This is a genomic window from Acidovorax sp. LjRoot66, assembly GCF_964253305.1.
GTDB lineage: Bacteria > Pseudomonadota > Gammaproteobacteria > Burkholderiales > Burkholderiaceae_C > Acidovorax.
On sequence record NZ_CAXUQU020000001.1, the window covers coordinates 6225913 to 6249841 of the forward strand.

Below are 23929 nucleotides of genomic sequence, written 5' to 3' on the forward strand. Positions count from 1 at the left end.
AATTTCCATGCACCGCTTCCTATCCAACAACCGCGACGAGCTGATCGCGCGGTGCAAACACAAGGTAGCCGAGAGACCCCGGCGCCAGGCCACCGACCAGCAACTGGCCCATGGGGTGCCCCTGTTCCTGGACCAGCTCACTCGCACCCTGGCGGCAGAGGACGATGACGATGCGGCGACGAGTGCAGCCATCTCGGGCCCCTCGGGGGGCGACGGGTCGGCACTGTCTGAAATCGGCGTGAGTGCCACCGCGCATGGCAAGGAGCTGCTGCTGCTCGGCTACACCGTCGACCAGGTGGTTCACGACTACGGCGACCTGTGCCAGGCCATCACCGACCTGGCGTTCGAGCGAGATGCGCCGTTTGCCGTGGTGGAGTTCCGCACCTTGAACCGGTGCCTGGACAACGCCATCGCCGACGCGGTGACAGAGTTCAGCTTCCAGCGCGACGCGCAGCTATTCATGCAACAGCTCGCTGGAGAAAAGCAGCGGCTGGGGTTTCTGGTGCATGAGCTGCGCAACTCCCTGGGCACGGCCACCCTGGCCGTGAGGGCGCTGGAGCTGGGCAACATGGCCATCGGCGGCGCCACCGGCGCGGTGCTCAAGCGCAGCCTGTCGACGCTCGGCCTGCTGATCAGCAGGGCCACCGCCGAAGTGCGCGGCGAGGGCTCGGACAAGCGCCAGGCATTTTCCGTCGCTGCGTTCATCTCCGACGTCGAACTGGCTGCGCGCCTGGACGTGGGCCTGAAAGGTGCTGTGCTGGAAGTCATTGCGGTAGATCCTGCGCTGGCGGTCGAAGCCAACCGCGAACTGCTGCATGCCGCGCTGGCCAATCTGCTGCAGAACGCATTCAAGTACACGCACGAAAACACCGTGGTGACGCTGACGGCCTATGCGTTCGGAGAGTATGTCCTGATGGACGTCGAGGACCACTGCGGCGGCCTGCCCACGGGGGGCGCCGCCAGAATGTTCATCCCGTTCCGGCAGAACGATGACAGCCGCGCAGGCCTGGGGCTTGGGCTGTCCATCGCCCGCCAGAGCATAGAAGCCGACCACGGCACCCTGACCGTGCGCGATGTTCCAGGCTCAGGCTGCGTGTTCACCATCTCACTGCCTCGGCACTCCATTCCATAGGTACGGCAAGACCCATTCTCTCGGCGCCCGGTCGCCAAGTTGGTGCCGAATTAGCGCAGCAGGTTCTCAGCGCTGTCTTCCGGCTTTGGCCTGGCAATTCCAGGAAGGCCGGATCGGAGGCCAAGGCATTGCATTGGGCGTTGCCCCCTTCATCAAAACTGGGCTAACTCAAGTTGCTCACTCTTTGCCAACCATCTCCTCTAAATCGGTCCTGACCTCAGCCGCCCCTGCCGCCTCGTTGCAGCATCTCGCGATCAACGCGTTGAAGACGTCGTAGTTGATCGGCTTGAGAACCACATGGTCGGCGCCGGGCCAATCGCCCACCTGATCCGCCGCTAGGTCGCCCCGGATCGCGATAGTGACGCACTTCTTGCCGCCCCAGGTCACTTGGGCCGCAGCTTTAAGGTGATACGACAGATCGATACCAGTGAAATCGGGAAGATCCTCATCAATAAGCACGACGGGTACGAAATGCTCGAACATGTGATCGAGGGCCTCCTTGCCGGAAGTGGCCTGGCGAACTACGTAGCCAGAGAACTCCAGCAACTCACTCATGAGCTGCAGTGTCTCTAACGAGTCATCCACTACAAGAATGCTATTCACTCCGGCCCCATAAGTTCAAAATATTGTCCTCCGTTCTTTTGTTTCAGGTTGTGTGATTGCGTTAAATCCAGTGACGCGATAAAAGGTCGTTGCTGTAGCGTTTCGATTTTCGGCAGCTTGCCGTAACCCCGTAGATCTCATTCCTTTTCTACATCGTCATAGATGGCCAAGCGAGCGCGCCCTTGGGCCTTGGCTTGGTAGAGAGCCATATCTGCATTGCGTGTCAACGATGATGGTTTTGCGTCCACCGAAGGCAGTACGCCTGCGACGCCGATACTCAACGTTATCCATGGACTCACTGGCGACGCGCCATGAGGAATCTGCGCAGCTGCCACGGCGCCCAAAATGCGCAGTGCAACAAGGGATGCCCCCTCAACTGATGTCTCTGGAAGCAAAATCGCGAATTCCTCCCCTCCGTACCGCATCGCACGTTCGTGGGCGCGCCGAAGCGTATCTCTGAGCACGTTGGCTACTTGGCGCAAGCATTCGTCTCCTCCCAGATGTCCGTGATGATCGTTGTAGCGTTTGAAGTAGTCGATATCAATCATCAGCAGCGAGAGCACCGAACCCCGTCTGGCATTGCGGCCCCATTCGGCCGCCAGAGTTTCATCGAACAGCCTTCGGTTCCCCACCCCAGTCAATGCATCTTGATAGGAGAGCTCGGACAGGGCCAAATTCAGGCGTTGGAGTTCTAACGCGGCTTCCTTGCGTGCGGTAATGTCCTGGAGCGCGCCCGCAAGCCTCACGATGGCGCCGGCTTGATAGATAGCCTCGCCTTGCGCCCGCACCCAGACAAGACGGCCTTTGGCTGACACGATCTGCAGTTCCAGATCCCAAGGTGTTCCGTCCTGCATCCCCTTCGCAACCGCAGCCGCAATCACGGGTCTGAATTCCTCTGTGTAGAAGGCAAGCGCGTTGGACAAATCCGGAGCATTGGCGAGATCAAGATCGTGAATCCGGTAGACCTCCTCAGTCCAGCGGGAAATGCCCGAAGGCACCTCCACGGTCCAACCTCCAATCTGCGCTATCTCGCCGGACAGTTTTTGCAACAGGGTGGCCTCAGCCAAGGCGGCTTCATCTGCTTTGCGTGAGGAAATATCCATGAAAGTACCAATGATGCGAAGGGGTGCTCCCGTTTGCGCACGCTCTGTGACCTTGCCACGACTAAAAAGCCATACGTACTGCATGTCCGGAAGCGCGACACGAAACTCGTTTTCGTAGACCGGCGTGTCGGCATTCAGGTGCGCTGAGAAGGCCGCAGTGTTGCCTTCGCGATCGCCCGGATGCAGCGTCTGAGTCCACTCCTCGGTGCTGCGGACCATTTCGGCCTCTTCATAGCCGAGCATGCGTGCGCCGCGCGCGTCCAGTTTGAGCTGCCTACTGTCCACATGCAGTTCCCACAAACCCAACTGGGCACCGTCGAGTGCCCGCTCCAATCGTGACGCACTCAAGCGCAGCGCCGCTTGCGCGGCCTCTTCCTGCTGAAGTAGTTTGCGACGCCTGCGCCTTTCGAACAATCGAAGTGCCGTGGCCATCAAAAGCACCGCAAAGTACAGCGAGGCATAAATCCTCACCTGGTCGTACCACGGCGCATAAACTGCAGATCGTTCACGGCTGACGACGAAAACAATGGTGTTGTCCAAACCAAGGGCAGGCGGCTGGACACTGGTGAGCACCAACAAGCGCTCACGACCGGTCACAGCGACAAGCCCCTCGAAAACTGTACTCTGGCGCTTGCTGGAAACGTGATCTACAAAAGCTGAGCCAGGTGTTGCTACGTTTACGGGACGCCGGCCCTCGATTTTTGGAACCGTCACGAAGATTGCGCCGTCCGGGTGTACCAGCGTGGCGCGCATGTCAGGTGCAAAAAGTGCGGAACGAACTATGAACGCGAAAAACTCTTCGTCCAAAGTCGCGCTCACTACGCCAGTGAATTGGCCGTTGGCGTCAAAGATCGCGCGAGACAGGTGCAAGGCAACTCTTTCATCATCCGTGGGCGACGGTCGCGAAAGGTAAAGCACATTGGGGTCGGGTCGCATCCGCACCGCTGTGAAGAACTCATGAGAATAGAAATCCTTTCCCACGTTGCTGTCTCGATCAGAGGCGACGGCAGTGCCATTGGCGTCATACACCGCGAGTCCGCGCACAGCCTGGATCGCATCGGTTAGCAGGTGCAGCTGCCGCGACGAATCCGCGCTTGACGCGGTGAGGATTGAGGCACGGTAGTCGCGGTCAACGTTGGTCAGTGTCGTATTGAGACCGTTGAGTTGGCGCGTGAGGTTTTCAGACACATACCTACTGATGTCCAGTAACCGAGCGGACTCTGCCTCTCTGGTGGCATGCCTGGCGTTGAGCAATTGCGCTCCAACGGCCAAACCTGCTAATACGAATACGCACCAAAAAACATTCCAGGGTTCCAACCTTTGCGAGGAATATTCCTGCTGAGTTGGCTTTTTTGCACCATTGAAAATCACCTGGCAAGGCCTTCACAAAACTTGAACACCCCACATCATGCCCAAGTTGTTGCCTCAGTCCTTGGCCTGAATGCGTTTGTGTTTTGGGGGCGCTCGTCTGGCGTTGCGCCTGATGCGCAATTCGCGCGACTTGGTGTGGAGCCCAGTTGCAGAGCAACTGGGAAACCTTGCGGCATGTGCCTCGTGGCGGATGGCTGCAAGAGGGTGGTGGTTTCAGGCAAGCAGTTGACCGGCCTGTGAGATGGAGTGCGGGTGGCGCAGAACGGCCACACAGTCCCTGCCTCGCGACGAGACCTTGAGCACGCAGGGAGGCTCAGCGCTAGGCTGTCAGCACCCTGGGGTGGGCTGCGGCAGCTATTGCTCCCGTCTGGATCTGCGCCACGTCGCTCGAGCGATGTACGCACAGGGTGCTGCATATAGGCGCCGCGGCTTGAGGTCGGCTGCGGTTCTTTTGCCGATCAGCGCATCCCCCACAGTCCGCCCCCGCGCTCACGCCAGCGCAGTGGATCTTGTCGGCAATTAGGTTCAAATTTCATCCGCTTGGCGCCCAAGAAGCCTGTCCACCGCGGAGCGAAGCGCCGCCAGTGAAGTAGTGTTGAGCACGAACACCACGAAGCCTTCGATCTGGCTGTTGAGCAGCTCGAAGCGGATGTGCAGGAACACCACCAGGTGGTTCTGGATGCGCGTGCCCAGAATGGTTCGGCTGTCACCGACATCGACACGGGGCGGGCTCAGCTCGAACTCGTTGCCCAGCAGGTCGGCCAGGGTGGCCAGGCAGGCGCTGAGCATCACGTTGCCCAACTCCGTCATCGCATCCTGCTCGATGGCGCTCAGGTCCTCGCCCGGCACGCTCTGGCCCGCAACGATGCGGACGATCTCAAGGCTCTTGTCGCCCGGAAAGATCAGCAGCGCGTCGCCGCTGAAGACGCCCCGGAACGGCTGGCGAACTCCATACATGGTGCTGCCGGTCGTGCCCAACTGCTGCGCCGCCTCGCTCACCGTGAAAATGCTCACTCGCGGCACCGACAGCAGCACCTCGTCGTGCATGAGCTTGCCCATCGCAGCGGCCGCCTTGCCGACACCGATGTTGAAGATCTCGCTGAGCGCGTCTATTTGTTCCGCATCGAGTTGGGCAGTCATGTCAGGCTCCTGCCAGTGTCGCGAGCTTCCTCGCTGCATCGGCCGTAATGGGTTTTGCAATGAAGACCAAGCCGGCCTTCTCAATGCGTTCCTGAACTGCCCCCTGGACGTTGGCCGTGACGATCGCGATGGGCAGTTGTGGTCGGGTCTCTCGCAAAACCAGGGCCGCTTCCAGGCCATTCATCCCGTGCATGTTGAAGTCCATGGACACGATATCCACCTCATGCTGCTCCACCATGCTCAAGGCCTCTTCGCCACTGCCGGCGTGCAAGATGGTCCAATGGGGATAGGCTTGTTCAACGAATCCCTGCAGGATGAGCCGGGACATGCGGCTGTCGTCAACGATGAGAAGGCGTAAGCTCATGATGAAACCCCCTTGTGCTCAGCAGACGGAGTAGGTCGCTCGTAGGCAATCGCCCTGTTGCGGCCGGTGGCCTTGGCACGATAGAGCGCCTGGTCGGCCCATCCAAGAATGGCTTCAATGTCCGCATCACGATGATCCATCTCTGCCATCCCGATGGACACTGTAATGCTCAATCGCGTAGCGCCGCCAGCGAGAATTTGCATCTCGAAGATGGCCTCGCGGATCCGCTCTGCCACCGAAAAGGCACTTTCGACAGACGAGTGAGGCAGTACAACCGCGAACTCCTCGCCCCCAAGGCGTCCCAGGATATCGGCTTCCCGCAGCGCGCCGGCAATCGAGGTGGCGCAGGCGCGCAGCGCATCGTCGCCGGTCTGGTGCCCATACCTGTCGTTGACGAGCTTGAAGTGGTCGATGTCGATCATCATCACAGCGCAGGGCTTGGCGTGGCGGCGGCAGTGGTCGAGAAGAGCGGTTCCTCGCTCCATGAAAGCTCGCCTGTTGAGCACCCCTGTCAACGAATCGTGTGAGGCGATTTCGCGCAACTGCGACTCCAACTGCTTGTGGGTGCTTATGTCGAAACCCCACAACAAATGGGCCAGCCTGCCATCGACTTCGATGAGGCGTGCAGACAGTGAACTCCATCGGGGGCTTCTGCCACCGATGAGTGCTTCCATCGCATCGACCTGGCCGTACTTTTCAAGTGCGTCCATCAACCGCCGACTGGTGTCGGGGTCCTGCAGCAACTCCGGCAGATAAAGCTTGATAGGCGGCCATTGCAGCCCGAGGCGCTCCACCAATTGGTTGTTGATGAAGTGCACGAAGCCACTCTCAACATCCACGAGAACCACATCGCTCGGGCTGGAGTTCAGGATGAAACTCAGGAGCGCACGGCTCTCCTCGATCTTGCGCGTGCGGCTGGACACTCTCGCCTCCAATTGGCGGTTCGCCTGCGACAACTGCAGGGAAAGGGCCTGGGCCGCGCGGGCTTCGCTCAGTAGCTTGCGGATCAGCAGTGCAGTGCCGACCAGCAGTCCACCGAGCACAGCGCTGAGCTGCATAAAGTTTTTGTGCAGTTCCTGGCGAAGCCGGTCCGTTTCCTGGGTAGCGAACAGATGCACCGCCACCACAGCCTTGCGCACGCGCTGCAGCAGATCATCGGCGTGCAGATTGATGTCGTCGCTTACTCCCGCACGCTCGCGCGCCGCCGATCCCATGCGCTTTGCCCACCGCTCGGCATGCCTGGCCAAATCTTCCAGATCGAGGGCCGTCTGCGGAAGAGTTTGCCGCAAACGTGTGCTGATGCGCGGACTCGAGCCCGATATGTCGAGCGTGCTCAGGAGTACCTCCAGGCGCTCCTGCAAATGGACATCAGGCGCTTCCAGCTCCTTGACTTGGCGCGCCAACAAGGCAACGCGTGCCAGTTCGCTGTGAACGCTCGATACGTGCCAAAGGTCGTTGTGCTGAAATGGCTGCGCCAGCGATTGCACCTGCCGAAGCGTCCACCAAAGGGAGGCGGACGTGGCTACCACCATGGTCAGCACAACCGCCAGCGACCAATAGGTTCCCCTTCGCTGGCTCGGCAGACTGCGGTCTGCCTGTCCAGATGCCAGTCGCTTATCGGATTGAGAGGGCATTGACCGTAAGCGGCCAGCCATGCCATCTTGACGGCGACGCTGATCGCCTCAGTAGCCGTTGATCTCGTCAACCGCGTCCCCGCCGTCGTAGAACTTACCGATGGCTTTGTCCAGCCTCTTGAGCAACGCGTTCAGCGTCTCACCTTCCCGGCGAACCAGCATGGCCACACTGTTGTGGCCGTCAGCAGCTGTGGCTGCGCATTTGATCGGGTAGATCGCACCAAGGGTGATGTCGCCGCCGTCGTCGATGAGTGCTTCAATGTTCTTCATGCGACGGCATTTTGCCGTCTTCCGCAGGGCTCCAGCGATGCGGCAGCAACTCATCAATCCGGTGGTTCGGGTGCGCTTGCAGCCGCTCCAGCACGTCCTTGACGTAACCCCAGGGATCGTGCCCATGCAGCTTGGCTGACTGCACGAGGCTCATCACCATGGCGGCCCGCTGACCAGCCAGTTCGCTGCCACAGAAGAGCCACGCTTTGCGCTTATGCGCAGCTACGCATAAGCGCAATAAGGCGAACTCCGGTTTTATGCGCAGTCGGCTCGGCGCTGTGGTGTCGGCGACCAGGGCCAGGCCGGCCCAAGGCACCGATACCGCTTCGCATAATCACAACCCTTGCAGGAATGCCAACAGGGCTTTCGGCGCCTGGTACCGCGTTTGCTTGACCTCAGGCTGCTTCAGACGCGCCAACGCGCGCTCCTTCATGGCCAGGTCTGCCTCGACGTACATGTGAGTTGTCGACGGACTCTCGTGCCCCAGCCAGAGCGCGATCTCGCAAGGGTCGACCCCGGACTGCAGCAGGCTCATTGCAGTCGAGTGCCGCACGACATGCGGCGACACCGACATCGTCTTGAGCTGCGTGTGTTTGACCGATGCCACGTCAACGGCCAGCTTCAGCCGCTGGGCGATGTTGGCCCTGGTCATCGCCCGTCCGTCTCGTGTAGGCAGCAGCGGCGAATCCTCGTGTAACTGCGGATTCAAATGCAGCCATTCGCGCACGGCCCGCGCCGAACTCTTCCACAACGGCAGCGAGCGCTGCTTGCGCCCCTTGCCGTGCAGTCGGATGCTGTTGCTCGGCCCGAGCACGACGTCGGCCACTCGCACGCCGATGATCTCGGAGACGCGAGCGCCCGTGTTGAACATGAGAGTCAGCATCAGTCGGTCACGCTGCCCGATCCAGGTGTCGATCGCCACGTCGATCACCGCCAGCATCTGCTCGTGTGGCACGAAGCCGACCATCTTGCGCTCGAAGCGCTTCATCGGCACGGCCAACGCGTTCTCGATCACCCCCAGGTTGGCCAGGTCACGCCTGGCGGCGAACTTCAGGAACGCCCGTACCGCGGCCAATCGAACATTGCGACTTCGCACGCAGTTGTGCCGATGGACCTCCAGGTGATCCAGGAAGTCGGCCAGGAACCGGGCATTCAGGTCGGCCATCGTCATCCCGTGCGCCGGCAGATGTCGCTTGTCTTCAGCGAAGCGCAGCAACAGCACGAAGGTGTCCCGATATGACGCCACCGTGCGCGAGCTCAAGCCGCGCTGCTGCACCATGTAGTCGGTGAAGAATTCCTGCACAAGACCGGCGAACGTCGGTGTGGTCTGACTGCTCATTGTTCGTCCCCCTGCGCGACGAAGCGCTCGAACCTCGCGCTGATGGTGTCCATCAGCTCGGGGATGCCGGACAGGTACCAGTAGGTGTCGGATATCTTGGCGTGGCCCAGATAGGTGCACAGCCAGAACATCGCTTGGTCGATCGACTGACCAGACTCGCGCCAGCACTGCAAGCGCCGGACCGCCATCGTGTGCCTCAGATCGTGGATCCGGGGGTATGGATGATCCCCCCGGGCACGCCAGCCGAGTCTTGGCTGCAGGCGCCGGAAGACGTTCTCTACTGTGCGTTTGGGAAGATGCCCACCATCGTGCGAGGCGAAGAACGGGGCGCTATCGTCGGTGCTCCGGCATCGGTCACGGGCTTGCCGGTACCGCCTGAGTTCTTGCACTGTGCTCGGATGAAGCGGCAGGCAGCGGGACTTGTGGAACTTGGTCTGGCGCACGGTGAGCGCGGCTGCCTGTAGGTCGACGTCGCCCATCGTGAGCATCAGCGCTTCAGACAGCCTGAGGCCAGCCGCTGCGATCAGCCCGAACAGGCTGCGGTAGGTCAGCGCTCGAAGAGGCCAAGTCAAGGTCAGTCCGCCGGCAGCGTCCAGCAGTTGGATGATCTCCTGGTCCGTGTAAATGTGTGGCGCCAAGCGCCGATGACCACGACCCAGAATCCCCCTCGGGGGAATCTCCGTGGCCGGTTCGAACTGCCGGTAGTGCGCGGCGAATGGAAGCAGGATCTCCAGCCGGCGTGCCGCAGTCACATCGCTGGTTCGATGCACATGCTCCCGTGCCCAGCCGAGCATCAACTCCTGCGTGAGCGGGCCTCGGTGCTCTCGTGCATCGGCGTACCGGGCAAATCGGGCGAGCTCGGTGGCCGGTGCCGTCAGCGCAAAACCCAGGCGGCGGCGATCCTCGAGATAGCGCTCCACTGCGGCTTGCATTGTTGTTGCCGCACTCATGGCCGGCTCCCGGGCCAGGGCATGGCCACCGCACCCAGCCGAGTGAAGTCGACCTTGGCATAGATGAGTGAAGTGTCTAGTTCGCGATGGCGAAGCACATCGGCGACTTCCTTGAGCGTGCCGCCGGTGTTCAGGAGCCGGCTGGCCAGCGTATGCCGAAGAATGTGCACCCGGGTGTATTGCAACCCGGCGCGCCGATAGGCCTGGCGCACGGCACGCCTGACGACGTCGGCGGTCACTGGTTCATCTACAGGCGCCACATGCCGAACGAAGACCCGGTGGCTTGTGGTCTGGGGTCGTTCCGATCGTACGTAGTCAGCAATGGCGGCACCGGTGAGTTGTGGTAGCGGCAGCACATCAGCGCGTCGCGATTTGCTTGTGCCGATGCGCACGGTGCCGGCCACCCAGTCGATGTCGTCGAGTTCCAGCGCGATCGCCTCGCTGCTTCGTAAGCCGAGGTCAACGACGCAGCGCACGAGGGCGTAGCAGCGCAGGCGCGATGGCAGATCCACCGGGAAGGCAACCAGCAGCCGACTGACCTCGTCCGGGGCGAGCGTCTGTGGCAAGGGTGCAAGACGCCAGTGCGCCGGCGCGGCAACCACAGGCAGTAGGTGCTCGACGTGATCGCCTTCGAAGGCGCGGAAGTGCAGGTAGCTGCGCACTGCGGTCGCGGTGACGCCGCCGCTGGCGGCGCTCACCCGCGAGAGCTCTTGGGCCAGGAATTGCCGCAACTCATCGGCCGACGGCGTCGTCGAGTTCGATGTCATAGACAGCAACGCATGAATGATCTTCGTGCGCCGAAGACGCGTGCTGCCAACGAGTCCCTTCGCGTGCAGCAGGTGCTCGTCAAAGCGCAGCAATTGCTCGTCGATCAGACTGCTCTGTCGGGAATCTTGCTGGACGCCCGAAGCGCAAACAACAGCCAACAGATGATGCAGAGCCGCGCGGACCTGGTTGCGGCTGCGCTGCACCGGAGCGGCGCAAGTGCAGCGCGGCAGGTGTTCGTCAACGAAGGCAACGACGTGTTGATCGAGAGTCTGAAGGGAGACGCGACGGCGCCTTAACCAGTGGGCGAAGTGGGCAACGCAGTTCATGTACTGGCGAGCCGTGCCCGGCGAGTAACGCTGCTCGTTCAGCCGATCCCAGAAGGGCTGAACAAAGGGGGCAAGAGCGCTCACCCGAAGTCGAGCAGCGGCCAGTTCCGTGAGGGCATCGAAGACATCCATCGCGATCTCCTGAAGGGGGTTGGCCCCCCAGGAGACGCGACTTCTTATGCGAAGTCCAGCAGGTGATCAGACCGACGCGGCAAAGGCAGGAAGCGCCACCGACTGAACATCGCGGCGTCGACTGAGCATAAAACCGGAGTTCGCCTTATTGCGCCCCATCGCCCATGGGCGCATCATGCGCTCGACGTGGTTGTTGTCGATACTGACATCACCATCGTGCAGGAAGCGCCCCAGTGCCTCCCAGCGCTTGAGGCTGTAGTCCAGAGCAGCGGCGATGCCCCCACCGTCCGCCACCCGGGTTCTCTCCAGCCGCAGCCACACGTGCAACTCGTCCCACAGCGGCTGTGCGTGCAACTGGCGTAGTGCCAACCGATCCGCCGCTGTCATCTCCCGCGCTTGCTGCTCGATTCGGTACAGCGCGGCCATGCGCTGGATGGCCTGTGCAGCTACCGGGCTTGCATGAGCTTTGGCCAGTTCATCGAACTTGCGGCGCGCATGCGCCAGGCACCCAGCCTCTTTGCGTCCTTCTGTGCGCAACACCGCGTCGTACGCCTTGTAGTCGTCACAGGTGATGGTGCCGCACCAGCCTTGCAGGAACGCCATTGGATACTTTGCACCCCGACCTGCGCAGAAGTCGTAGATCACGCCAGGAGTGCAGTTGTGCTCGCCTCGGGCATACGCCCAGATGTAGGCCTTGGTGGTCTTGCCTGCCCCGGGGTCGAGCATCCTCACCGGTGTTTCATCGGCGTGCAGTACCTGCGCTCCCAGCACGAACGCACGATGCGCGTCATACAGCGGCTGCAGGCTGGCCCCAGCAGCTCCAGACCACGCAGCCAACGTCGAGCGCGGCGTGTGCACGCCAGCGCGGGCATTGATCTGTTCTTGCCGGTAGTACGGCAGATGGTCCACGAAGCGGCTGACCAGTGTGTGCGCGAGCAGCCCCGATGTCGGCATGCCCTTGTCGATGATCTGAGGCTCGACGGGCTCTTGCACCAGTAGCTGGCAGCACTTGCAGGCCCACTTGCCGCGCACGTGGCGCTGCACGAAGAATTCGGCTGGAACGATATCCAGCCGCTCGCTCACGTCTTCGCCAATACGCACCATTGCCCGACCGCACCCAGGCGATGTGCATGTGGTGTTCTCGGGTTCGTGGCGATGCTCGACGCGGCGCAGGTGCTCTGGCAGCGGTTGGCGACGCGGCTGGCGCTTGGTGCCTGCCGCAGGCGAGGTGCTCGGCTCGGATGTGCCCTGCAAGGCCAGCAGTTGGGCCTGCAGGCTGGCCTCATCCTCGGCCGCTGTCTCTTCGAACATCTGCCGCTGCCCGGCGTTCATGCGTTCGGTCTTGGCTCCGAACTTCCAGGCCTTCAGACGCGCCAGCTCGTGCGTGATGCGCTCCAGCTTGGTGTCCTTGAACTTGATCTCCTGGGCGTGCTCGGCTGCCTGCTTGTCGCGTGCCTGCAGCAGAGTGTTCATCGCCGCGATCCGGGCCAGCATCTCTGTGGCCAACTCGACCATGGCGCTCTGGCTCAGACCTTGGAGGTCCTGGGCTTTGAGCGCATTCACATCGAGCATGCGCCATTGTCCGAAGCTTGGCGATGGATGTCATCGGGGCATTCTCGAATTGCCCCGGGCGCGACCCTCACCGGCGCGCACGGGGCTATCCGTCACACACCATCACACGCGCGTGATGGTCTGCATGTGCGCGAGCCGCTGCCACGGCAGGCCCACGATCAGGGCTTCGAACTGGGCCTGCGTGAGTGCGGGTTGCTGCAGCGGCGCCCCATCGCTGGGCCAAGCGAAGCGTCCCTGGTTGAGCCGGCGCGTTGCGCACCATACGCCAAAGCCGTCATGCACCACCAGCTTCATCCGCGTGCCGCGCGCATTGGCAAAGAGGTAGCCGTGGTGGGCCTGCGCGGCGCCGAAGACTTGCACCACGCGGGCGATCAGGCGGTCGGCGCCGGCACGCATGTCCACGGGGTCCACTGCGAGCCACATGGCATCGATGCGCATCATCGAAGCAGCTCGCGCACCCAGGCCGCGCACTCGCTGGCGGCATCGATGGGCCATGTCATGGAGATCGAGGTATTGCCGCGACGCAGTTCAATGCGGATGTCAGCCGCAGCAGCCTTGGCGGGTAGCTGCATCGGCACGAAGGCTGTAGGTGTGTTTGCCCCCTGGCGCTTGGGCGCCGGCGGTGCATCTGGAACGACGCTACCGGGGCGCATCTCGGCAGACTGCACCCAGCGGCGCAGAAGGTTCGCGTTGATCCCATTGGCCATCGCCACCGCAGCCATCGAGATGCCTGGCTGCATGCATGACGCCACTGCGTTCGCTTTGAATTCGTCACTGTGCAAGCGTCGGCGCCGACGACCTTCGCCGCTTTGTTCAGGAGTAGTGTTCACGTGTCCACCTAGAGTTGAGGTGGACACGAGGCTCCTACGAGTACGCCATTGTTTCAAGATGCCATGGCTGGCCGCTTACCATTGACCTGCCAGATGGTACGGTTGATGTAGTCCTGCGTCTGCAGCCGAGGATTGCGGTCAAAGGGGTAGATGAGGATCAGCGGCCCCTTGTCGCGTATGCCAGTGGGCTGGTTGTTGCGGCTATAGGCAAGGATCGGATCGTACTGAACGAGATCGGCCCAGGGAATTCGCACAAAGTAGTCGTTCATGGCCGTGAGTTCAATCTGGCTGTTTTCGTTGCCGCCCAGCAGTTCAACGAGCTGGCGCAAAGAGACTCCTCGCCACTGGGATTGGCCCGGCATCCCCAGTGCCTGCGGCAATGCGGTGACGATGGTGCGTGCTGGCAGGCTATCCAGCGCCTGGAGGTCGCAGACTTGGGCAGGCTGGTTCGCAGGTTGCAATCGCAGCACCGCACGTTCGGGCGACGTCGGGCACACCAGCCCTGCATAGGATGGGCTCGGCAGCCACAGGCCAAGCAGGACAAACAGGGCGCGGGGCAGCGCCGAACGGAATCTGGGCATCATCGAGGGTCTCGCTGCTCGCTCCTTGAACGCAGTTTCAGGAGCAGACGTCACAACTATGCCGATCAGCCCGCTTGGATAGGCCCGTTTGTGCGCCGCTTTAGGGTCAATGGGCTGGATTTAACAATTTTTGACAACCCGGGTGCAGCCGAGTGTGCGAGATTTGAAGGCGCTGATCGCTTCTTTCCGCGAGCAGCTCACAACGAAGTACAGATGCACGATGTCTACTCTGGTCATTAAGAGCTTGCGCCTGACGCCATCCTCATACTCGACAGCGGATGGGAGATGGGTGGCCCAAGTTGACGTTCAGCGCCTTCACACCCAGGAGCCCGCCAGATGCTTTCGTGCATCGGTCGATACCTTTGAGACGCAAGAGGAAGCCAATGGTTTTGCCATCGACAAGGCGACAAAACGAGTGAGCGCCGGGGGGTGGCGATGGAGCTGATTTTGCTCTGACATGAAGTCAGTGATCGCTGCAAATGGCCATCAGCAAGCCGGCTTGCGTTACTGTCCTTGAATCTCTGAATTCGAGGCGCAAGCCGCTTGAGGTCGTAATGTGGGCATGAAAGATGGGCTCAAGGAATCCAGTTTCTGATAGCCTGCGCACCAACATCTCTGTACTGCTCCTTGAGCTCTTCGATCTCTGCCCAGATGCTGGCGCGGCGTTCGCTGGCTGCTTCGCAGGAAGCGACAAGCTCGACAATCTTGACTCCAAGTGCGGATGGATGCTCCATGGCTTCCCTGAACGCCATGTCATGTCTGCCTGCCGCTCCCAAAGCATCTTGCAGAGCAGAACAGGTGGCGTCAACCGCCCTGCAGGCAGCACCGTAGTCAACGGCAAGGTCGAATTTGCCCAGCATGGCAAAGACCCCGAAGTTGTACTCGTTCCGATGTTCGGCCATCGCAAGTATGGCCAGGGCTTGATGCTCTTGCAGCTTCATGTCTCGGCTCCCCTGCCAATGCCAATGCCAATGCCAATGCTAAGGACTGGACGATGGCGTAGTTCCCACCAGCGGTCGCTCATCTCCGACACAGTGATGTCTAAATGGTCAAGTAGCATCAGCAGGGCTTCTGCGCAGATCAACAGGAGTTGAAGCGGTGCAAGCTGGTTGAACACGGATCAATATGCGAAATGTATCCCAATCATTCAGGTTCATCCGAGCCGCCCGAGCGCCCATCAAGTCCCAGGCCAGCGCAGCCACTGATGCGCTCAGCGCAATCACCGTCTGGCGCGCGCTGGACGGTGACAGAAGCATCCGGGTGCTGGTCGATGAACGCGAAGATGTCCTGGTGGCAGAACTCACATTCACCCACGGGCATCTGGAGGCTGCGATGAATGATCTCTCGGAACTTTGCGCGGAAAACGGAATTGACCGGGAGTTGATCGCACAGACCAGATAGCAGGCTGCCCGGTCGCGTCAGACACGGCGCATTCGCGGCACACGCTGCATCTTGGCCAGCGCCTTCTTGGTTGCCTTGACGGAAGCCTCGCGCCGCGCCACCAACCAGCCCACGCCGAACCAGGCCTTGGGATCCTTGTCTGCCATCTCGCGGTACAAGGTGCTTGCCACATATTCGTCGTTAAGACGACCCAGCGCGGACAGAGCCGGCTGCAGGCTTTCAAGGAAATCACCGGCCTCGCGTTGGATCGCCGGTGCAGCAAACTCCGCCAGAAACCGCAGCCGCTTGAGGCGTTTGCGCACGCTGTGCTGGTCGTCAATTGACAGGGATTCGAACCTGCCTGCGTCCTGGTGCACCTTCTTGCGCAGCGTGCGCAGCCGCTGGTGCAGGTACCTGCGCGTGTCCCGGGCTCCCAGGGGCGAGCCTGCCATGCCGGGAGCCTCGGTGTCGGCTGGGTGCGCAGTAAAGCCCATGAGGGCGATCAGCGTGCCCTGAAAGGCCGGCGAGCGCACGATTTCCAGCGGCGACGCCGTGGTGGCCTGCGGCGGCGCATCAACCGGTGGAGCGCCTGCTTCCAAAAGCTCCGCGCCGATGGTTTGCACCGCCTGGTCGCGGTCGCGCAGCTCCCCCAGGCGGCGGAAGACCTCCACCAGCGGCGCCTCCCAGGCAGTGTCGAAAGCGCCCGGGGCCAGCGCATCCAGCTCCCGCAGCACGGTGCGCAGCCGGCGAATGCCCACGCGCAGCTGGTGCACATGGGTTTCGTCATCCGAGCCCTCGACGATTTCGCTGGCGTTGCCCAGAATCTGCGCCAGGCAGTTGGCCACGGCGGCGCGCTGCAGCGCTGGTCCTTTGAGGAATTTGCGCGTGCCGCTTGGCGCCACCATGGGCCGGGCCTTGGCGGCAGGCCGTCCCCACCCGGCCGCCAGCAGCCGCTCGCCGCGCTCGGCCTTGGAAACCGTGTTCACCACCAGCCCATGCTTGGACGCCCACTGGGTGGCCACTTCGACCAAGCCGGATACGGGGCCCTCCTTGAGTTCAAGCTCCAGCTCGCACACACTTGCCTGCTTCTCGTGTTCGGTACCGCCGTGGGCGACGATCTTGCCGGTGTCCAGCGCCAACTCCACCCTGCCGCCATCGAACTGCAGGTTGCGTATGGCGCGGTCGATCTCGGTGCGGTAGGTTTCTTCCAGTGGGCCTTCAGCGCTATTCAGCGCCTCGCGCAGCCGCTTCCCCACCGTAGTGCCCGCATGCAACTCGGGCTGCACCGAAGGGTTTGATGCGTCGACCTCTGCGTTGTGCTCTTCGCGGTCCAGCGGGCCATCGCCCCGGGCCTTCACGGTCTGCACCCACTGGTCGCCCTCTTTGCGCAGACGCAGTGCGATGCCGCGCGACGACAGTGCAGCGTCCTTGGTATCGAAATAGCGCGCCTCCAGCCGCACGCTGGCACAGTCGCCCCGGCGGGAAGCGGCCTTCAACGCAGCCAGCTGGTTGTCTGGGATATGGAACTTGAATTCGACTTCCATGGGTGTCCTTTTTGGGGGCAGGCTTGCTGCCTTTTCATCATTTTGCAGAGAACGCAGCCATAGGCGACGCCTCGCCAATGCCTTGCCAGTCACCACTCCGCAGCTTGCCGCTGGCGTGCAGGTTGACGATAAGCTCGACGCGGTGGCGCAGTGAATGCAGCGTCCGCTCAGCTTGCTGCACGCGGTTGGATACCGGCGTAAGGGTGTGCAGCAGCGGTGGGTAGGCCCAGTGCGCGCTGCGCGCTTGCCAAGGCCATGTCGGATGGGTGTGCATGCTTTCGCCATCCAGGGCGACCACAATATCGATGCGCGTACCGCCCGGTGCAAGAAACCGTTCCCAGGTTTTGGGGGAAAGGTAGGCCAGAGGCATGCCTGCGCGATGAAGCACTTCCAGCGCAACAGGGCTCACCGTGTTCGCCGTCTTTCCAGGTACCCCGCATGAGAAAGCCCCGAAGCGTCCCTTGCCGACATGGCGAAGACACGCCTCGGCCAACTGGCTACGAACTGCGTTCTCGGATGACACAAAAAGGACATTTGCCACAGGGCTCCTCGCTGAAGTCAGCTAATTCTCCAGCATCAGCCTACAGCATGCTTCACTGGACGAGGAATCATGGCTGCTACCGGTGATCGAGAGCTTTAGAGAACACGCAGCATTAGTGCCGAATTAGATCCTGTCGGCGGGTGCCACATGGTATTTGCACCAGCGTATACGCTATGTCGCGCCTGCGGGAATCTATGAGCTCGGTTGGGAATTGGCGATCAGGCGGTAACCGGCGCCACGCACTGTTTCAATCATGGCGCCTGCATCGCCTAAGGCGTCACGCAGTCGCTTGACATGGGTGTCGACAGTGCGTTCTTCGATCAGCACATTTTCTGACCATACCATGTCGAGCAAATGCGATCGCGTATGGATTCGTTCTGCATGTGTCATCAAGTATCGCAACAACTTGAATTCCCTGGGCCCGAGCTCGAGTTCCTGGGCGTTGAAGGTTACGCGGTGCGTGGCCGCATCCAGGGTCAGTTGACCAATGGTGACTTTTTCACGGCCTGGATCAAACATATTGCGCCGCATGACCGCACGAATCCGGGCGAGCAATTCCTGGGTGGAAAACGGCTTGGTCATGTAGTCGTCTGCTCCAGCATCCAGTGCGGTCACCTTGTCCCACTCATCACCCCGGGCAGTCAGCATCACGATGGGAACGCGCCTCGTACGGGGGGCTGCACGCCATTTGCGGGCGAACAACAAGCCGCTTTCACCCGGGAGCACCCAGTCAAGAAGGATCACGTCCGGCAGTTCGATATCCAGCTCCCGCTGGGCCGACTCCCCATCTTCGACGCAGCACGGTGTGAACCCGTTGTGTCTCAGGTTTATGGAGATCAGCTCTGCAATCGCGGGCTCGTCTTCGACGATCAATACGCGGGGTAGAAGTCTCATAGGCCAAGGGTAAACCCATGCTGCTGTCGTTTCACTGGAAGGGCTATTCCCATTTCCTAAACGCAGTTCACTCCGGGCTGGGATGGCTGTCGAGGACTTCGCGAATTCAATGCCACGGCTGCAATGAGAGCGTCCTGATCAGAAGCCGTCGATAGCGCAAGACCGATCACTCAAGGTAGCCCAGATCTCTGACATCGTGGCGAAGGGCCGTTCGATCCCCATGGGTCATGGGCAGACTCGACAGGATCTCCAGGCGGCGACGCAGCGACAACAGCATGACACTTGCAGCCCGCTGCAGGTCTACGGTACCTGTTGCATCGCCCACCAGATCAGGGTAGGCCCACAAGGCGGTGTCGGGCTGACCGCTCCACTTTGGCGTCAAGTCCTGGACGGTGGCATCCAAAGTGATGACGAACTGGGCCTTCATCGCGCCCAGGCGCGCAAACTCGTTCCAGTCGTGTTGCTTGTCTTGTCGCAGTGGAATGCCCGCGGTGCGGATCGCATGCAAGGCAAGGTCATGCGGTTCGGAAGCCAACCTGGAGGGATTGCCGCAAGAGTAGGCCTTGAAACGGCCCTTGCCCACATGCTCAAGGCAGGCGCGAGCGAGAACGCTTCGAAACGAATTGCGCTGGGATACAAATACGACCACATGGACATCTGCCATCAAACCTCCAAAATGCGGAACTCGAATGCGGCACAGGCCGCGCGATTTTCTCGGACTGTTGGCCTAAAGTGCGTCTACCTCAGTACCCGCCCATCTCTCGCTATGACGGTTTGTGTGACGTACTGGCTGATGCGAGTGCCCTTTTCAAACAGCACGTTGAAGCCGCCCAGATCGCTGTCTTCCTGCTTCCTGAGCGTGGCAAGCAGCGACGACCTGCTCCATGGTTGAGCCGAGCGCGCAATGGTCGACTCAGTGAATTTTGCCGCAATGAAGCCGGCCAATCCCTGCGGTGTAGGCTCTTCGTCGAACAGCCGGCTCAGCGCGTCGCGATACTCGCGCACCACTGCCGTCCCAGAAGTGACTGGTGGCACCACCTGGGTGGCAACTACCGATATCTGGCTTGGAATCTTGGACATCTGTGCCAGCACCTGCAGATTGACGTCTGCAAGGGCGATGACGTAGCACTGCCGGCCAGCCGGCATGGCCATTTGCTTGATGAATTCGTGCAATTCCAGGGTGCCACCCAGAAACAGCACCACCGGCACGTCGGGCTGGTACTTGTAGCCTCCTTGGCTGAGCTTGGCTGCGGGCACGTAGTCAACTGCAATGCGTGTGGCACTCGCGGCTTTTTCTACTTGGCTTCGGGACTGTTGCTCGTAAAGTGCAGAGGAGAATATGCTGACTACCCGGGGAACGCCCATGATGGCCAGGGAACGCACGGCAAATTCAATCTGCTGGTGCTGGCCGGCGAAGATGTCAAAAACGCCTTCGCGACTGGCTTTGTCCGGTGGGCTGTGCAGCCATGGTGCGATGATAGGTAGGGTCTTGCCTTTGGCCGAAGACATCTGCAAAGCAGATAGCTGCTCGGAGACAGTGCTTCCCACACATCCGGAAATGGCTATGCAGCGTGGGTCGGCCAAGGCCGCATTCCAGGCGTTCTTTACCGCTGTAGTCGACCCATCGGTCTCAGTGACGACGTGCTGGATTTTTTTGCCGCGTATGCCACCCTTGATATTGAGGGTTTGCCATGCAGCCTTGGACCCCGCTACGAAGTCTCGGCTCACATCCTGCTGCTGGGCAGACATATCCACTATTTGGGAAACTACGAAGACGTCCGGCTCAGCTGCGGTGGCAGTCCATCCCGTCAATGAGGCGGCCATGCCTGCCACGCCGTAGCGCATCCACTGTCTGCGACCCGAACTGATTTCCACAAAGGCTCCCCTACCATCGGTTGTTGGGCCAGGTTGCACCGTCCCATATGGGGATGCGAGCTGATTGTGGAAATAATTTGTTGCAACTTAGTGACCTCGGGATTACCCTATTTCCGAGTGTTTTGTCATCACCCCGTCTTTAACAATGACGGGCTTTGACTATCACTTTACGCATTTGCGGATAGGGCATCGTCCACGGTCTTCACCGGGGTCGAATGAGCTCTCGAATGGCTCGGTAGTCCCCATCAGAGGCCGGGACAAACCGTCGCCCGCCGAGCTCTTCGAACATTGGCTGCAATGCTGGGGAGGCCGTAAAGAACACTTGAAGGATCTTGTCCACAAGGGGCTTGCACAGGCTGCTTCGGTAAACGAAGGGGTCTGTGGGAATGAGCGGCGACTCCCATAGCACCTTTATTTCATTGGCAGCTCGACCCTTTTGCGCTCGATGTTCGTCCAGGCGTGTGCTGGATACAAACGCGGCGTGGACCAGCCCTTTCTGCACGGTCTCCAGCGCGCGAAGGTGCGAGCCAGCATAAGTAACTCGGCCGAAGTACTTCTCCACGCTCTGCCCGGTCAGTTTCTGCACTGCCTGCATCGGCAGTAACGTACCCGATGTGCTCAAGGGATCCGTCAGACTGAGTGTTTTTCCCCGGAGATCATTGATGGATTTAAAGGCGCTGTCCGCGCGAACTACCAAAACCGCGCGGTACGTTCCAGCCTCTGCAGATCCGCCGGGCTTGCGCGCCGAGAGGACAGCGAAAGCGGTAACGGAAGGATTGCGCTCCATCAGTACTGCATACGATGCTGGGCCGAGTTCGGCCAGATCGACATTGCCGGCCTGCAGTCCCTCCACCACCGCTGCGTACGAGTTGCTGCGAACGACATCCACGCGCTTTTGCAGCACGCGCTCCAGTTCCTTCAACAAAGGTCGCAGGGTCTGCGGCTGGTCGGCCCCCTCCGACTTAGGAATGGATGCAAAACGGACAATGGGCGGGTCGTCGCAGCCCTGGGCTATGGCCGACGCACTACCGCAAGCGATCAGGCAAAGTAGCGTCAATTTCGGTAAGGTCGGGTTCATTGGGGCACGATGGTTGGCTGACTCATCAAGCGGAGCGCTTCGTTCGCCGGCACAGGACGGCTCAGGTAGTAGCCCTGCACCTCATCACAGCCTGCGGTCTTGAGCTGGATGAGCTGGTCGAGCAGCTCGACGCCTTCTGCAATTACGCGCATCCCCAGGCTATGTGCGAGGGTGATGATGGAGGTGACAATTACCCCAACCTCCTTGCTGGTGCGGATGTCGTTGATGAACGATCGATCGATCTTCAGGCTGCTGATCGGCAACGTACGCACTTGGCTCAAGTTGGAAAACCCGCTGCCGAAGTCGTCGAGCCCAACCGCCACCCCCATATGCTTGAGTTCCTCCAGTACCTGCACGGCCATTTCCAAAGGTTCGACAAGCGAGCTTTCAGTGATCTCCACTTCGATGTCGCCTGCATCCAGGCCGTGCGCGAAAAGCAGTTCCGCGACGCGCCGTGGAAGCCCAGCGTCGCGCAATTGACGGGGTGACACATTGAAGGCCAAGGGCACCACTTGCACGCCCTCACTACGCCAGGCTGCTTGTTGGGCGCAACAGGCATGCATGACCCAGTCTCCCAGCGGCAGGATAAGGCCAGACTCTTCGGCCATGGGAATGAAATCCCCCGGATGGATCAGGCCCAGCTCGGTGTGGTTCCATCGCACCAGGGCCTCAAAGCCGACGATGCGATAGTCCGAAAGCCGAACCTTGGGCTGAAAGTGCAGGAGCAGCTCGCCTTTTTTGATAGCCTGCGGCAACTCGCCTTGCAGCCGAAATGCCCGGTCGGTCCGGGGCCGCAACGCTGCGTCGTAGTACGAAAAGCACCCACGCCCAAGGCGCTTGGCCGTATACATGGCGGAATCGGCGTTTCTGCACAGGCTGTTGACGTCGTGCCCATCGCGCGGAAAAAAGGCGATGCCCATGCTTGGACTTGTCTGCACATCATGTCCGTCGAGGTCCGGGTAGGGTAGGCTCAACTGGTGCAGCAATTTGGTGGCAATCACGTCCACCGACTCGGCCGAGTCCAGCTCGGTCAACAGCACTGCAAATTCGTCGCCGCCCATACGGCCCACGATGTCGGCGCTACGCAAGCCAATTTTGAGCCTCTCTGCGACGGCCTGCAGCAGGCGGTCACCCACATGGTGCCCAAGGGTGTCGTTAACGGACTTGAATCGGTCTAGATCCATGTAGACCACCGCGTAATGCTTTCGGCTCCTTCGCGCAACCTCAAGATGGCTAGCTGCCAGTTCATTGAACAGGCGCCGGTTATGCAAGCCCGTGAGGTGGTCAAAAGAAGCCAAAGTCACAGCGCGAGCCTCTCCAGCCTCTAGTTGGGCGATCAGGGAGCGTTTCTCCCCGTCAGATCTCAACAAGGCTGCGAACAACTGTTGCTGACGACGAAAGCCACGAAGAAGGCCCCATGTAGCGATGCCCAAAGCGCTGACAAGTACCGCAATTGAGGACCATACACGCATGCTGCTGCGTACATGGCTGGCTCTGACTTCCGACAGCTCTTTGGTAACGGCGACGATGAAGGGAGCACGGTCCACCCTTCGAGCGTTTGCCAATTGGGGGCCAGTCCCGCGCAAATCCCCCACGTAGCTACCGTCAGCAACTGCCGCCGCAACGAGTTCCTCGAACTTCTGGCGCTGGCGTTGATGCGTGAGCCCTTCCGCCCTGGCTTCCGCCAATTCGACTCCATTTCCATCCAAAATATGGATGACGCCCGTCCTTCCAATATCAATATTGCGGAACAGGCCAAGGAAGTAGCCCAAGTCGAGCGTGACAAGAAGAAACCCCTTGCTTGCCCCGATGTCATCCGTTATCGGGAAAAGCACGGGTACTGCCCACAAATTCTCCTGCTCTCTCGACGACACCAGCACAGTGGCCGTGCGCGCGGCGGTCCGGTCGACCGTCAATAGTGCAGACTGCAGTTCGCCGTCAGCAAGAGGGTCGACGGATCCAGGCGACGAACTATAGACTCGCTGCAGCGATGTGTCGTAGAGCGATAGATTGAGAAAAATGTCGTCTATTGCCAGCATGCTCGCCAACCGTTGCTCGGTTTCCCGATGGTCTCCGCTTAGCCAAGACTCCGCAGCGACAGCCACTGTGCGGCCCCGATCAATCACCTGCGTAAGGTTTTCGGAGATGATGGTTGCAAGACTCTGCTGCTGAGCCTGCGCAGTGCTGTCCAGCAATTCCTGCTCGGCTCTCAACCGTTGCCAAGTCAGCAAGCAAATAAAGGCGACTGCTATGGTAACGAACGCGATGCAAGCCTGGCGGATGCGAAGCCAGCCGTTCTCAGAAGAAAAGGCACGATGGGCCCAGGGTCCGAGGAGAGAAAAATTGCGCACGCAGCATCCACCCCACTAGAGACAATTGCCATATTTTGGCAGGATGCCGAGATTGCATCGTGACACGGATTGTTGCCGCTCGTTCGGTGGACAAGGGGATCACACGGTGTCGGCGTCGGGGGAAAGACCGGTAACCAGCCCGCTTCAGCGC

The 23929-nt window shown here is 60.8% G+C and carries 23 protein-coding genes and 1 pseudogene; 2 read left to right on the top strand and 22 right to left on the bottom strand.

Annotation, left to right across the window (positions count from 1 at the left end; all coding sequences use genetic code 11):
- Positions 1–7 precede the first annotated feature (7 nt).
- Positions 8–1132 (top strand): sensor histidine kinase, encoded by a 1125-nt coding sequence (locus ACSQ3Y_RS29170; RefSeq protein ID WP_436179699.1) that lies wholly within the window; start codon positions 8–10, stop codon positions 1130–1132.
- Between the two features lie 177 nt (positions 1133–1309).
- On the opposite strand, the gene ACSQ3Y_RS29175 is transcribed toward ACSQ3Y_RS29170, so the two are convergent.
- From ACSQ3Y_RS29175 to ACSQ3Y_RS29245, 15 genes and pseudogenes are all read right to left on the bottom strand, one after another.
- Positions 1310–1735: a response regulator gene (locus ACSQ3Y_RS29175; RefSeq protein WP_436179700.1), complete on the bottom strand. Its 426-nt coding sequence runs from the start codon at positions 1733–1735 to the stop codon at positions 1310–1312.
- A 137-nt stretch (positions 1736–1872) separates the two neighbouring features.
- Complete coding sequence (locus ACSQ3Y_RS29180) at positions 1873–4026, bottom strand: diguanylate cyclase domain-containing protein (protein ID WP_436179701.1); 2154 nt, start codon at positions 4024–4026, stop codon at positions 1873–1875.
- Between the two features lie 708 nt (positions 4027–4734).
- Positions 4735–5349 (bottom strand): chemotaxis protein CheC, encoded by a 615-nt coding sequence (locus ACSQ3Y_RS29185; protein ID WP_436179702.1) that lies wholly within the window; start codon positions 5347–5349, stop codon positions 4735–4737.
- A gap of 1 nt (position 5350) precedes the next feature.
- A complete protein-coding gene (locus tag ACSQ3Y_RS29190) occupies positions 5351–5713 on the bottom strand; it encodes a response regulator (protein ID WP_436179703.1) in 363 nt (120 codons plus the stop codon).
- Entirely contained in the window at positions 5710–7245 is a 1536-nt protein-coding gene (locus ACSQ3Y_RS29195; RefSeq protein ID WP_436179704.1) for a GGDEF domain-containing protein, read from the bottom strand. Before ACSQ3Y_RS29195 ends, ACSQ3Y_RS29190 begins: the two co-directional genes overlap by 4 nt.
- Positions 7246–7395: 150 nt before the next feature.
- Positions 7396–7617 carry a hypothetical protein gene (locus ACSQ3Y_RS29200; RefSeq protein WP_436176463.1) on the bottom strand — a complete coding sequence of 74 codons (222 nt, stop codon included), beginning with the start codon at positions 7615–7617 and terminating at the stop codon, positions 7396–7398.
- Positions 7604–7828 (bottom strand): annotated as a pseudogene (locus ACSQ3Y_RS29205) (transposase domain-containing protein); the annotation flags it as partial. The gene ACSQ3Y_RS29200 and the pseudogene ACSQ3Y_RS29205, both read right to left, overlap by 14 nt.
- A 123-nt stretch (positions 7829–7951) precedes the next feature.
- Positions 7952–8956, bottom strand: coding sequence for a tyrosine-type recombinase/integrase (locus ACSQ3Y_RS29210; RefSeq protein ID WP_436179038.1), 1005 nt, complete (start codon positions 8954–8956; stop codon positions 7952–7954).
- Positions 8953–9906 (bottom strand): tyrosine-type recombinase/integrase, encoded by a 954-nt coding sequence (locus tag ACSQ3Y_RS29215; RefSeq protein ID WP_436179039.1) that lies wholly within the window; start codon positions 9904–9906, stop codon positions 8953–8955. The genes ACSQ3Y_RS29210 and ACSQ3Y_RS29215 overlap by 4 nt, the downstream gene beginning before the upstream one ends.
- A complete protein-coding gene (locus ACSQ3Y_RS29220) occupies positions 9903–11132 on the bottom strand; it encodes a tyrosine-type recombinase/integrase (protein ID WP_436179040.1) in 1230 nt (409 codons plus the stop codon). Before ACSQ3Y_RS29220 ends, ACSQ3Y_RS29215 begins: the two co-directional genes overlap by 4 nt.
- Positions 11133–11198: 66 nt before the next feature.
- Positions 11199–12704 carry an IS66 family transposase gene (gene tnpC / locus ACSQ3Y_RS29225; protein WP_436179705.1) on the bottom strand — a complete coding sequence of 502 codons (1506 nt, stop codon included), beginning with the start codon at positions 12702–12704 and terminating at the stop codon, positions 11199–11201.
- A gap of 102 nt (positions 12705–12806) precedes the next feature.
- A complete protein-coding gene (gene tnpB, locus ACSQ3Y_RS29230; protein ID WP_055392902.1) occupies positions 12807–13145 on the bottom strand; it encodes an IS66 family insertion sequence element accessory protein TnpB in 339 nt (112 codons plus the stop codon).
- The gene (locus ACSQ3Y_RS29235; protein WP_436179042.1) at positions 13142–13561 is read right to left on the bottom strand and encodes a transposase; all 420 of its coding nucleotides are present in this window, start codon (positions 13559–13561) and stop codon (positions 13142–13144) included. Before ACSQ3Y_RS29235 ends, tnpB begins: the two co-directional genes overlap by 4 nt.
- A 26-nt stretch (positions 13562–13587) precedes the next feature.
- On the bottom strand, positions 13588–14118 hold the full coding sequence (locus ACSQ3Y_RS29240; RefSeq protein WP_436179706.1) for a molybdopterin-dependent oxidoreductase: 531 nt from the start codon (positions 14116–14118) through the stop codon (positions 13588–13590).
- A gap of 572 nt (positions 14119–14690) precedes the next feature.
- Positions 14691–15056, bottom strand: coding sequence for a hypothetical protein (locus ACSQ3Y_RS29245; protein ID WP_436179707.1), 366 nt, complete (start codon positions 15054–15056; stop codon positions 14691–14693).
- 184 nt (positions 15057–15240) lie between these two features.
- Between ACSQ3Y_RS29245 and ACSQ3Y_RS29250 the strand changes: the two genes are divergently transcribed.
- Entirely contained in the window at positions 15241–15516 is a 276-nt protein-coding gene (locus tag ACSQ3Y_RS29250) for a hypothetical protein (RefSeq protein WP_436179708.1), read from the top strand.
- Between the two features lie 17 nt (positions 15517–15533).
- Here the strand turns inward: ACSQ3Y_RS29250 and ACSQ3Y_RS29255 are convergent, their stop codons facing one another.
- From ACSQ3Y_RS29255 to ACSQ3Y_RS29285, 7 genes are all read right to left on the bottom strand, one after another.
- Positions 15534–17039 carry a CYTH and CHAD domain-containing protein gene (locus ACSQ3Y_RS29255; RefSeq protein WP_436179709.1) on the bottom strand — a complete coding sequence of 502 codons (1506 nt, stop codon included), beginning with the start codon at positions 17037–17039 and terminating at the stop codon, positions 15534–15536.
- Between the two features lie 37 nt (positions 17040–17076).
- Entirely contained in the window at positions 17077–17580 is a 504-nt protein-coding gene (locus tag ACSQ3Y_RS29260) for a low molecular weight phosphatase family protein (protein ID WP_436179710.1), read from the bottom strand.
- Between the two features lie 192 nt (positions 17581–17772).
- Positions 17773–18474 (bottom strand): phosphate regulon transcriptional regulator PhoB, encoded by a 702-nt coding sequence (gene phoB / locus ACSQ3Y_RS29265; protein ID WP_436179711.1) that lies wholly within the window; start codon positions 18472–18474, stop codon positions 17773–17775.
- Positions 18475–18640: 166 nt separating this feature from the next.
- On the bottom strand, positions 18641–19138 hold the full coding sequence (locus tag ACSQ3Y_RS29270; RefSeq protein ID WP_436179712.1) for a protein tyrosine phosphatase: 498 nt from the start codon (positions 19136–19138) through the stop codon (positions 18641–18643).
- Between the two features lie 74 nt (positions 19139–19212).
- Positions 19213–20319: an ABC transporter substrate-binding protein gene (locus ACSQ3Y_RS29275; RefSeq protein WP_436179713.1), complete on the bottom strand. Its 1107-nt coding sequence runs from the start codon at positions 20317–20319 to the stop codon at positions 19213–19215.
- Between the two features lie 232 nt (positions 20320–20551).
- Positions 20552–21427 carry a phosphate/phosphite/phosphonate ABC transporter substrate-binding protein gene (locus ACSQ3Y_RS29280; protein WP_436179714.1) on the bottom strand — a complete coding sequence of 292 codons (876 nt, stop codon included), beginning with the start codon at positions 21425–21427 and terminating at the stop codon, positions 20552–20554.
- Complete coding sequence (locus ACSQ3Y_RS29285) at positions 21424–23778, bottom strand: putative bifunctional diguanylate cyclase/phosphodiesterase (RefSeq protein WP_436179715.1); 2355 nt, start codon at positions 23776–23778, stop codon at positions 21424–21426. The genes ACSQ3Y_RS29280 and ACSQ3Y_RS29285 overlap by 4 nt, the downstream gene beginning before the upstream one ends.
- Positions 23779–23929 lie beyond the last annotated feature (151 nt).